This window comes from Nocardioides marmorisolisilvae (genome assembly GCF_031656915.1).
GTDB lineage: Bacteria > Actinomycetota > Actinomycetes > Propionibacteriales > Nocardioidaceae > Marmoricola > Marmoricola terrisoli.
The window spans coordinates 2,195,983-2,206,257 of the sequence record NZ_CP134227.1 but is presented as its reverse complement, the minus strand read 5'-3'; the positions used below and the strand labels follow the sequence as shown (position 1 = coordinate 2,206,257).

The window sequence follows — 10,275 nt, the reverse complement described above, 5'->3', positions numbered from 1 at the left end:
CCCATGGCCGTCGACTCCTCCTTGGCAGGGCGCAGCTTCCCGCCGACGCCGCCGTACGACGTGACCGAGGAGCGGTTGGCGGCCTTCGCCGCGGCCACGGGCACGCCGTACGCCGCCGGCGGACCGGCACCGGCGACCTTCCCGATCGTCGTTGCGTTCGCCGCCATGCAGGAGCTGATGGCGGACCCGTCCGTGGGCATCGAGCTCCACCACGTCGTGCACGGGGCGCAGCGGTTCGCGCACGAGCGGCCGGTGCGGGCTGGAGACCGGCTCTCAGCAGCGCTGACGGTGACCGGCCTGCGCCAGCTCGCCGGCACCGACATCATCACCACCTCCAGTGCGATCACCGACGGGCACGGCGCGCTGGTCTGCACGGCCGAGGCGACGCTGGTGCACAAGGCAGGTGCCTGATGGGCGCGATGGAGCAGTGGCCCACCCGCAGCTACCGGATCACCCGAGCCGACCTGGTCGCCTACGCGCAGGCCAGCGGCGACCCCAACCCGATTCACCAGGATCCGGAGGTGGCGCGCAGTGTCGGGCTGCCCGACGTGATCGCGCACGGGATGTACACCTTGGCGCTGGCGGCCCGCTACGTCGACGAGCAGCTGGGCGAGGCCGGTCGGATCGCCGAGCTCGGGGCGAAGTTCACCCGGCCGGTCGTCGTGCCCGAGGAGGGCACCGAGGTGGAGATCAGCGGCGCCTGGCGCGACGACCACACGATCGCGCTCACGGTCGTCTGCGATGGCCGGACCGTGCTGGGCAATCCGGTGGCGGTGCTGGGTGGCTGAGCGGCTCGCCGCGCACACCACGTTACGTGTCGGTGGCCCGGCCGCGGAGTTCGTCAGCGCGAGGACCGAGGCGGACCTGGTGCGCGCGGTGGCGGACGCCGATGCCGCCGGGACCCCGGTGCTGGTTCTCGGCGGCGGCAGCAACCTGGTGGTCGCCGATGCCGGCTTCCCGGGCCGCGTGGTGGAGGTCGCCACCACGGGGGTGTCGGCGGACTCCGATGATCCCGACGACCTGGCCTGTCTGGGCGCCGTCAGTGTGACGGTCGCCGCGGGCGAGGGGTGGGACGACTTCGTGGCGCGGACGGTGTCGTCCGGATGGGTCGGCGTCGAGGCGCTCTCGGGCATCCCCGGCTCGGTCGGGGCCACCCCGATCCAGAACGTCGGCGCCTACGGCCAGGAGGTCGCCCAGACCGTCGCATCCGTGCGCACCTGGGACCGTGTCGACCGTGCCCAGCGCACGTTCGCGGCCGCCGAGTGCGGCTTCGACTACCGGACCAGCCGGTTCAAGCAGCAGCCCGATCGCTACGTCGTGCTCGAGGTGACCTACCTGATGCGCCAGGGGACCCTCGGCGGGCCGATCGCCTACGCCGAGCTCGCGGGAGCCCTCGACCTCCCGGTCGGCGCGAGAGCGCCACTGGCCGCGGTCCGGGAGGCCGTGCTGGCGTTGCGCTCCCGCAAGGGCATGGTGCTCGACGCCGGCGATCACGACACCTGGAGCGCCGGGTCGTTCTTCACCAACCCGGTCCTCGCTCCCGGTCAGGTTCCCGAGGGCGCGCCGTCGTGGCCCCAGCCCGACGGCCGCGTCAAGACCAGCGCGGCCTGGCTGATCGAGCACGCCGGCTTCGGCAAGGGGTACGGCGCCGGCCCCGCTCGGCTGTCGTGCAAGCACACCTTGGCCCTGACCAACCGGGGTGGTGCCAGCACGGACGACCTGCTCGTCCTCGCCCGCGAGGTGCGTGACGGCGTACGAGGCCGCTTCGGGATCGAGCTCGTCAACGAGCCCGTGCTCGTCGGCTGCGCGCTCTGATGGTCAGGCGCTGGTGGAGGAGCTGATCCCGGCGGAGCCGACGACCAGCAGCACTCCGAAGACGATCAGCGCCAGCACGGCGAGCACGAGCAGCACGGTGCCGACGATGCCGCAGATCATCCCGGCCAGGGCCATCCCGTCACCGTCGAGCTGGCCGCCGGAGCGCTGGATGTCCTTGCGCGCCCGCTGACCGATCGCCCACGCGAACGGGCAGAGCAACAGCGGCAGCCCGCAGAGCACCAGGCTCCCCACCAGGCCGCCGATGCCGAGGCCGAGTGCGAGCCCGGCCTTGTCGTGCACGGGCCGCTGCGGCGCCATCGGGTACTGGTACTGCGCCGGCGCACCCAGCTGCCCGTGGAACTGACCCTGGGGCTGCTGGGGGTACGGCGGCGGGTACGCCGGGTAGCCGGGCCCGGCCTGGGGGGGCTGGGTCGGGTACTGCGGCGGCTGGGTCGGGTAGGCAGCCGGGGGCTGCTGCGAGGGGTACGGCGGCTCCGGCTCCTGTCGGGCGGGCGGCTCCTGGTCCAGCGGACGGGTCGGCTCGGGCTGGTCCGCCGCGGGCCGGTCCGGGTCGGGCTGCTGGCCGGGGTAGTCGCTCATGGCCCCATCCTTGCAGCCGAGCACGGGTCGTCGGCCAGCCAGTCGTCGATCTCCGAGCTCCAGCGCACCTTGTCCGCGTCCGCGGCGCATGAGGCCAGGATCGACGAGCGCGCCAGCCCGGCGAGCTGGTCGTCGGTGAGCTCGTGCGCCGCACGCATGGTGGCGTACTGGCCGGCGAGACGGGAGCCGAAGAGAAGGGGGTCATCGGCCCCGAGCGCGACCGTCGCGCCGGCAGCCAGCAGGTCGGGAAGCGGCACCGAGCCGAGGTCGGGATAGACGCCGAGGGCGACGTTGGAGACGGGGCAGACCTCGAGCGCGACCCCGCTCGCCACCACCCGGTCGAGGAGGGCCGGGTCCTCGGTGACCCGGATCCCGTGGCCCAGCCGCCCCGCGTGCAAGGAGTCGAGGCAGGCACGCACCGAGGCCGGGCCGAGCAGCTCGCCCCCGTGCGGGTCCAGGAGCAGTCCGGCGCGCTCGGCGATGCGGAACGCCGGACCGAAGTCGTCGGTGCGCCCGCGCCGCTCGTCATTGGACAGGCCGAAGCCGACCACACCGCGACCGACGTACTGCGCGGCCAGCCTGGCCAGGCTCCGGGCGTCCAGGGGATGGCGGGTGCGGTTCGCCGCGATCACCACCGCCATCCCGATCCCGACGTCGCGGGAGGTCTCGGCGACCGCATCGAGGACGAGGTCGGTGAAGGCGGTGATGCCACCGAACCGGGCGGCGTACCCGCTCGGGTCCACCTGGATCTCCAGCCAGCGTCCGCCGTCGCGGCGGTCGTCCTCGGCGGCCTCGCGCACCAGCCGGCGTACGTCGCCCTCGGTGCGCAGGACCGACCGGGCGACGTCGTAGAGCCGCTGGAAGCGGAACCAGCCCTTCTCGTCCGCCGCGGACAGCTGCGGCGGCCAGTCCTCGACGAGGGCGTCGGGGAGGGTGATCCCGTCCCGCTCGGCGAGCTCCAGCAGGGTGGCGTGCCGCATCGATCCGGTGAAGTGCAGGTGCAGGTGAGCCTTGGGGAGCTCAGCGACGGACCTGATGCCAGTCTCGCTGGCGCTGGTCATGCGGAGGCGAGCTTCTCCGCGGCAGCCAACAGCACACAGGTCGCGACCGCCTCCATGGCGGCCGACACGTCGGCCAGGTCCGGATAGGTCGGTGCGATCCGGATGTTGCGGTCGTAAGGGTCGTCCTTGTGCGGGAACGCGGAGCCCGCGGGTGTGAGGGCGACCCCGGCGTCGCGGGCCAGCTCGATCGTGCGCGACGCGGTGCCGTCGAGCACGTCGAGGCTGATGAAGTAGCCACCCGTCGGGCGGGTCCAGGACGCGACCCCGAGACCTCCCAGGCGCTCGGTGAGGACCCGGTCCACCGCCGCGAACTTCGGCGCGATGATCTCCCGATGGCGCGCCATATGGTCGCGCACCCCCTGTGCCGATCCGAAGAACTGCGCATGCCTGAGCTGGTTGACCTTGTCCGGCCCGATCGCGCCCTGGCCGAGATGGTCGAGGTACCACCCCACGTTCTCCACCGACGCCGCCATGAAGGCCACGCCGGCGCCCGCGTAGGTGATCTTCGAGGTCGAGGCGAACATGATCGGTCGGTGCGGATGGCCCGCTGCCGACGCCAGTGAGAGGACGTCGGCGCTCTTGGCCTCGTCCTCGGTGAGGTGGTGGAACGCATAGGCGTTGTCCCACAGGATCTTGAAGTCCGGCGCGGCCGTGGTCATCGAGGCCAGCCGCTCCGCGACCTCCTGGCTGGCCACCGAGCCGGTGGGGTTCGCGTAGGTGGGCACCACCCACATCCCCTTGACCGACGGGTCGCTCGCGGCGATCTCCGCGACGGCGTCAGGGTCGGGTCCGTCCTCGTTCATCGGCACGGTGACGGTGTCGATCCCGAACCACGACAGCAGCGTGAAGTGCCGGTCGTAGCCCGGCACCGGGCAGATGAACGTGACCTTCTCCTCCTGTCCCCAGGGACGCTCGCCGTCGACGGCGCCCTTGAGCCACAGGTCGGTGAGCACCTCGCGCATCAGGACCAGGCTGGAGTTGCCGCCGGCGACGACCTGCTCGGGCTCGACCCAGAGCAGCTCGGCGAACATCTCGCGCAGCTCGCGGATGCCCTGGAGCCCGCCGTAGTTGCGGGTGTCGACTCCGGCGGCGTCGGTGGTGCCGTGGGGGAGCGCGAGGAGGCCGTCGGCCAGGTCGAGCTGCGCCGTCGACGGCTTGCCGCGGGTGAGGTCGAGCTTGAGGCCGCGCGCGCGGAGCTCGTCGTACGCCGTGCGCTGGGCCTGCAGGAACGCCGCGACCTGCTCGGGGGACTGGCTGGACAGTGGCTGGGTGGAAACGGTCACGGATCCATCGTCCCATCCCGCGACCGGCCGCGGCGAGGCGGTTTGCCGGGCGTCCTGGGGCGCTCCGCGGCAGTGTGGGCGTCATCGACGTGGAGCCGGTGCCCGCTCGGTTCGACTTGGCTGGCGGGGCCCCGTAGACTCTCTTCCTGGTGTCCTCGGGCAATGTTTCGCCATGCCCGGACGACGCCGTAGGGCACTAGCTCAACTGGCAGAGCATCGGTCTCCAAAACCGAAGGTTGGGGGTTCAAGTCCCTCGTGCCCTGCGAGAGCCCATCACGGTGACGAGACCATCGAGGTGGCAGCGTGGACCAGCAGACCCCGTGGAACGGATGAGGGAAGAGTCGTGTCAGAGAGCCAGTCGGTACGCCCAGGGCGACCGAAGAAGCAGCCTCATGAGCGGACCAGCCCGGTCAAGTTCTACCGCCAGGTGGTCGCCGAGCTGCGCAAGGTCGTGTGGCCCACGCAGCCGCAGTTGGTCACCTACTTCACCGTGGTGGTGGTGTTCTGCCTGTTCCTGATCGGCCTGGTGTCGCTGTACGACCTCGCCTTCGGCAAGCTCGTCTTCGCGGTCTTCGGGTAGGCGGCCACGACATGAGCACCAGCCCTGACGAGCAGACAACCACCCACGAATGGACAGACGACGGAGTGACGGTGTCGGAGCAGAACGACCCACAGACCAACCTCGAGGTCGAGCCGACCGTTGAGGCCGAGCTGGGTGCCCCCGCCGGGGAGCCCGCGGAGGCTGCAGCGGCCGAGGACACCACGGAGGACCCCACGGAGGACACCACGGAGGACGCCGTCGAGGAGTCCACCGAGCCTGTCGACGGGGAGCCTGCCGACGACGCCGGCGAGGAGTCCACCGAGGACGTTCCGGCGGCCGAGGTCGACCCGCTCGAGGAGTTCCGCACGACCCTGCGGGAGAAGCCCGGTGAGTGGTTCGTGGTGCACACCTACTCCGGCATGGAGAACAGGGTCAAGGCCAACCTCGAGAACCGGATCTCCTCGCTGAACATGGGCGACTACATCCACGAGGTCGTGGTGCCGACCGAGGAGGTCGCCGAGATCAAGAACGGCCAGCGCAAGCTCGTCAAGCGCACCGTGCTCCCCGGCTACGTGCTGGTCCGGATGGACCTGACCGACGAGTCCTGGAGCGCCGTCCGCCACACGCCGTCGGTGACCGGGTTCGTCGGCCACAGCCACCAGCCGGTGCCGCTGGGCCTCGACGAGGTCGAGGCGATGCTCGCACCGGCAGTGCGCGCCGAGGCCGACGCGGCCGCCGCGACCGCAGAGACCGCCGCCGGTGGAGCACGCAAGGCAACGCCGCGTCAGCAGGTCACCGTTGCCGACTTCGACGTCTCCGACTCGGTGATGGTGGTCGACGGGCCGTTCGCCACGCTGCACGCGACGATCACCGAGATCAACGCCGAGGCACAGAGGGTCAAGGCCCTCGTCGAGATCTTCGGCCGGGAGACCCCGGTCGAGCTGAGCTTCAACCAGATCCAGAAGGTCTGAGCGAAGCGAGGAGGCCGAGGAGCGTCGACGTGGACCGGAGCGGAGCGACGGTTCGCGTGGCGGGCTCCCGGACCCGGTAAGTGTGGCAGGGGCATCCGCCCCGTCAGGACCACGAGAGGAAAAGAGAAGGAAATGCCCCCGAAGAAGAAGATCGCTGCCCTGGTCAAGGTGCAGCTGCAGGCCGGAGCCGCGACGCCGGCCCCGCCCGTCGGTACCGCGCTCGGTCCGCACGGCGTCAACATCATGGACTTCTGCAAGGCGTACAACGCCCAGACGGAGTCCATGCGCGGCAACGTGATCCCGGTCGAGATCACGATCTACGAGGACCGCTCGTTCGAGTTCATCACCAAGACCCCGCCGGCAGCAGAGCTGATCAAGAAGGCTGCCGGGATCGCCAAGGGGTCCGGTGTCCCGCAGTCGGACAAGGTCGGCAGGCTCACCAAGGACCAGGTGCGTGAGATCGCCCAGACCAAGCTGCCCGACCTGAACGCCAACGACATCGATGCCGCCATGAAGATCGTGGAGGGCACCGCTCGCTCGATGGGCGTCACCACCGACTGATCGCTTTCCCGGGCCGTACCTCGACCGAGGCCGGCTCGCGAGACGCAACCGAAACCGTGGCAGGGCCGCGCTGGCCCCACGACCACGACTGGAAGTAAGGAAGAACCAGACATGCAGCGCAGCAAGACCTACCGCGCGGCGGCGGAGTCGTACGACCAGGACGAGCTCCACGCCCCGCTGGCCGCGATCAAGATCGCGAAGCAGAACGCCAAGAAGAAGTTCGACGAGACCGTCGACGTCGCCATGCGCCTCGGCGTGGACCCCCGCAAGGCGGACCAGATGGTGCGCGGCACGGTGAACCTGCCGCACGGCACCGGCAAGGCCGCGCGGGTGCTGGTGTTCGCCAACGCGGACAAGGCCGAGGCCGCCCGCGAGGCCGGCGCCGACATCGTCGGTGGCGACGAGCTCATCGAGAAGGTGAACGGCGGCTGGATCGACTTCGACGCCGTCGTCGCGACTCCCGACATGATGGGCAAGGTCGGTCGGCTGGGCCGGGTCCTCGGACCGCGCGGCCTGATGCCGAACCCCAAGACCGGCACGGTCACCCCCGACGTCGCCAAGGCTGTCTCCGACATCAAGGGCGGCAAGATCGAGTTCCGTGTCGACCGGCACGCGAACCTGCACTTCATCATCGGCAAGGCGTCGTTCTCCGAGCTCCAGCTCGCCGAGAACTACGCCGCCGCGCTCGAGGAGGTGCTGCGGCTCAAGCCGAACAGCTCCAAGGGCCGGTACATCAAGAAGGTCACCGTCTCCACGACGATGGGTCCCGGGGTCCAGATCGACCCGAACCGCACCCGCAACGTCACCGGCGACGACGAGGCCTGAGCCCCGCCGTACGACGTGTCAGTCGGCCCGGTCCCCGCACGGGGGCCGGGCCGATTTGCTGCCTGGTCGCTGGGCGCCGTACTCTTCTCCTGAAGCCAAAGACCGCCGGTTCCCCGGGTCTCATCGACCGGGGCGAAGGTTCGCGAGAGCGGGCGACCTGCGCAGGTGACACAGCTGCAGCGATCCTTCGCCGTACGCCCCGTGCCCTGCGCCGGGGCGTTCTCTCGTTCCGGGCGGTGCCGGCTTCGAGGCGCCCGCACCCGCGGGTCGCAACGACCGGAAGGAGACCCATGGCGCGGCCAGACAAGGCAGCAGCCGTCGCGGAGATCGTCGAGCAGTTCAACGACTCCGCGGGTGCTGTGCTGACCGAGTACCGCGGTCTCACCGTGAAGCAGCTGCAGGAACTGCGGCGCACGCTCGGCGAGAACGCCAACTACGCCGTGGTCAAGAACACGCTCACCAAGATCGCCGCCAAGGAGGCGGGAGTCGACGGCGTCGACGACCTGCTGAACGGCCCGACCGCGATCGCCTTCATCAGCGGCGACCTGGTCGAGGCGGCGAAGGGTCTGCGTGACTTTGCCAAGGCACACCCCGCCCTCGTGATCAAGGGCGGGTACGTCGACGGTGCACCGATCGAGGCCTCGCAGATCGCCAAGCTGGCGGATCTGGAGTCCCGCGACGTGCTGCTGGGCAAGCTTGCGGGCGCGATGCTCGCCTCGCTCTCCCAGGCCGTCTACCTGCTCAACGCCCCGCTGTCGCAGGCCGCCCGTCTGGCGGGTGCCCTGCAGGCGAAGGCCGAGCAGGACCCCTCGATCCTCGCCGGTGGCGCTCCTGCCCCCGCGGAGGCCACCGAGGAAGCTGCAGCGCCCGAGGCTCCGGCCGAGGACGCTGCATCCGAGGACGCGCCCGCGTCCGAGGAGAGCGCTGAGGCCAGCGCAGAGGCCCCCGAAAGCACCGAGGCCTGACATTCACGACTGCGGACTCCGCAGCAACTACTGAAAGGAACGCCATCATGGCGAAGCTCAGCACCGACGAGCTGCTCGACGCTTTCAAGGAGATGACCCTCCTGGAGCTCAGCGAGTTCGTCAAGCAGTTCGAGGACACCTTCGGCGTCACCGCGGCCGCCCCCGTCGCGGTCGCCGCCGCCCCCGCCGCCGGCGGTGCCGGTGACGCCGGTGACGCCGCCGCCGAGCAGGACGAGTTCGACGTCGTCCTCGAGTCCGCCGGTGACAAGAAGATCAACGTCATCAAGGAGGTGCGTGCTCTCACCAGCCTGGGTCTGAAGGAGGCCAAGGACCTGGTCGAGGCCGCGCCGAAGGCGATCCTGGAGAAGGCCAACAAGGAGACCGCGGAGAAGGCCAAGGAGGCCCTCGAGGGCGCCGGGGCCACCGTCACCCTCAAGTGAGTCTCGGCCGGCCCGGCGACGGGGCGGCCACCACGAACGCCACGACCGGAGCGGTCGGCCTGGGCACCGCCCGGCCGGCCGCTCCGTCGCATTTGCGCACCGATTGGGGAGACACCGCCGGACAGGGGTGCGGATGCGGTGACCATCGCGTAACTTAGCCGTCGCAGACTCGTTTGCCACAGCATCAGGCAGCAGGGGGTAGGCCGACGCCCGTGGGCGGCGTGAGTGCACGAACTTCGCATACTCAAGGGAGCGTCATGGGCGTCGAGATCAAGGTCGACAATCTGACCAAGTCGTTCGGCAAGCAGCTGATCTGGGGTGGGGTCACTCTGACGCTGCCGGCCGGCGAGGTCTCGGTGATGCTCGGTCCCTCCGGCACCGGCAAGTCGGTGTTCCTCAAGGCGTTGATCGGTCTGCTCAAGCCCGACGAGGGCAGCATCCTGATCGAGGGCGTCGACATCGCGAGCTGTCCGGAGAAGGAGCTCTACGAGGTCCGCAAGCTCTTCGGGGTGCTGTTCCAGGACGGCGCGATGTTCGGGTCGATGAACCTCTTCGACAACGTCGCGTTCCCGCTGCGCGAGCACACTCGCAAGTCAGAGTCCGAGATCCGCAACATCGTGATGGAGAAGATGGACCTGGTGGGTCTGCTGGGGGCGGAGATGAAGCTCCCCGGTGAGATCTCCGGTGGCATGCGCAAGCGCGCCGGGCTGGCCCGGGCGCTGGTCCTCGACCCCGAGATCCTGCTGATCGACGAGCCCGACTCCGGCCTCGACCCGGTGCGCACGTCGTTCATCAACCAGCTGTTCATCGACCTCAACGCCCAGATCGACGCGACGTTCCTGATCGTCACCCACGACATCAACTCGACGCGGACGGTGCCCGACAACATCGGGCTGCTCTACCACAAGCACTTGGCGATGTTCGGTCCGCGGGAGATGCTGCTGAGCTCCGAGGAGCCGGTCGTGCGGCAGTTCCTCAACGCTCAGACGATCGGTCCGATCGGCATGAGCGAGGAGAAGGACGCCGACGAGCTGGAGGCGGAGAAGGACATGGAGATGCCGCCGCTGCCCCCGATCCCGCTGCAGCTGGAGCCCTCCAACGGCATTCCGCGTCGTGGCCAGCGTGCGCCCGGTGAGTGGTGCCGTGAGCACGGCGTGACCCCGCCCCCGGGCTCCTTCCAACCGAATATGTCGATGGCCATCGGGGGCTGACC

General features: G+C 70.1%; 13 protein-coding genes and 1 tRNA gene. 11 read left to right on the top strand and 3 right to left on the bottom strand.

Annotation, left to right across the window (positions count from 1 at the left end):
* Positions 1-3 precede the first annotated feature (3 nt).
* The 3 genes from Q9R13_RS10590 to Q9R13_RS10580 are packed head-to-tail and all read left to right on the top strand — an operon-like array spanning position 4 to position 1,815.
* Positions 4-411, top strand: a complete 408-nt coding sequence (locus tag Q9R13_RS10590; protein WP_310961146.1) for a MaoC family dehydratase — start codon at positions 4-6, stop codon at positions 409-411.
* Positions 411-788 carry a MaoC/PaaZ C-terminal domain-containing protein gene (locus tag Q9R13_RS10585; RefSeq protein WP_310961145.1) on the top strand — a complete coding sequence of 126 codons (378 nt, stop codon included), beginning with the start codon at positions 411-413 and terminating at the stop codon, positions 786-788. The genes Q9R13_RS10590 and Q9R13_RS10585 overlap by 1 nt, the downstream gene beginning before the upstream one ends.
* Positions 742-1,815 (top strand): UDP-N-acetylmuramate dehydrogenase, encoded by a 1,074-nt coding sequence (locus tag Q9R13_RS10580; RefSeq protein WP_397217709.1) that lies wholly within the window; start codon positions 742-744, stop codon positions 1,813-1,815. Before Q9R13_RS10585 ends, Q9R13_RS10580 begins: the two co-directional genes overlap by 47 nt.
* 3 nt (positions 1,816-1,818) lie before the next feature.
* Here Q9R13_RS10580 and Q9R13_RS10575 read toward each other — a convergent pair whose 3' ends face one another.
* From Q9R13_RS10575 to Q9R13_RS10565, 3 genes are read right to left on the bottom strand one after another with little or no spacing between them, the layout of a single operon-like run.
* A complete protein-coding gene (locus tag Q9R13_RS10575; protein WP_310961141.1) occupies positions 1,819-2,415 on the bottom strand; it encodes a DUF4190 domain-containing protein in 597 nt (198 codons plus the stop codon).
* Positions 2,412-3,476, bottom strand: a complete 1,065-nt coding sequence (locus Q9R13_RS10570; protein WP_310961139.1) for an adenosine deaminase — start codon at positions 3,474-3,476, stop codon at positions 2,412-2,414. The genes Q9R13_RS10575 and Q9R13_RS10570 overlap by 4 nt, the downstream gene beginning before the upstream one ends.
* Positions 3,473-4,759: an aminotransferase class I/II-fold pyridoxal phosphate-dependent enzyme gene (locus Q9R13_RS10565; protein ID WP_310961138.1), complete on the bottom strand. Its 1,287-nt coding sequence runs from the start codon at positions 4,757-4,759 to the stop codon at positions 3,473-3,475. The genes Q9R13_RS10570 and Q9R13_RS10565 overlap by 4 nt, the downstream gene beginning before the upstream one ends.
* A 190-nt stretch (positions 4,760-4,949) precedes the next feature.
* On the opposite strand from Q9R13_RS10565, the gene Q9R13_RS10560 reads away from it, so the two are divergent.
* The 8 genes from Q9R13_RS10560 to Q9R13_RS10525 all read left to right on the top strand — a co-directional run bounded on the left by Q9R13_RS10560 (position 4,950) and on the right by Q9R13_RS10525 (position 10,273).
* Positions 4,950-5,022: transfer RNA gene (locus tag Q9R13_RS10560), tRNA-Trp, on the top strand.
* Positions 5,023-5,102: 80 nt separating this feature from the next.
* Positions 5,103-5,339, top strand: coding sequence for a preprotein translocase subunit SecE (gene secE, locus Q9R13_RS10555; protein ID WP_310961137.1), 237 nt, complete (start codon positions 5,103-5,105; stop codon positions 5,337-5,339).
* Positions 5,340-5,350: 11 nt separating this feature from the next.
* Entirely contained in the window at positions 5,351-6,271 is a 921-nt protein-coding gene (nusG, locus tag Q9R13_RS10550) for a transcription termination/antitermination protein NusG (RefSeq protein ID WP_310961136.1), read from the top strand.
* Between the two features lie 132 nt (positions 6,272-6,403).
* Complete coding sequence (gene rplK / locus Q9R13_RS10545; protein WP_310961135.1) at positions 6,404-6,832, top strand: 50S ribosomal protein L11; 429 nt, start codon at positions 6,404-6,406, stop codon at positions 6,830-6,832.
* A gap of 111 nt (positions 6,833-6,943) precedes the next feature.
* Positions 6,944-7,657, top strand: coding sequence for a 50S ribosomal protein L1 (gene rplA, locus Q9R13_RS10540; protein WP_310961133.1), 714 nt, complete (start codon positions 6,944-6,946; stop codon positions 7,655-7,657).
* A gap of 290 nt (positions 7,658-7,947) precedes the next feature.
* Positions 7,948-8,622, top strand: coding sequence for a 50S ribosomal protein L10 (rplJ, locus tag Q9R13_RS10535; RefSeq protein WP_310961132.1), 675 nt, complete (start codon positions 7,948-7,950; stop codon positions 8,620-8,622).
* Positions 8,623-8,669: 47 nt separating this feature from the next.
* Positions 8,670-9,062 (top strand): 50S ribosomal protein L7/L12, encoded by a 393-nt coding sequence (gene rplL, locus Q9R13_RS10530; protein ID WP_310961131.1) that lies wholly within the window; start codon positions 8,670-8,672, stop codon positions 9,060-9,062.
* A gap of 257 nt (positions 9,063-9,319) precedes the next feature.
* Entirely contained in the window at positions 9,320-10,273 is a 954-nt protein-coding gene (locus Q9R13_RS10525) for an ABC transporter ATP-binding protein (protein ID WP_310961130.1), read from the top strand.
* Positions 10,274-10,275: the final 2 nt, after the last annotated feature.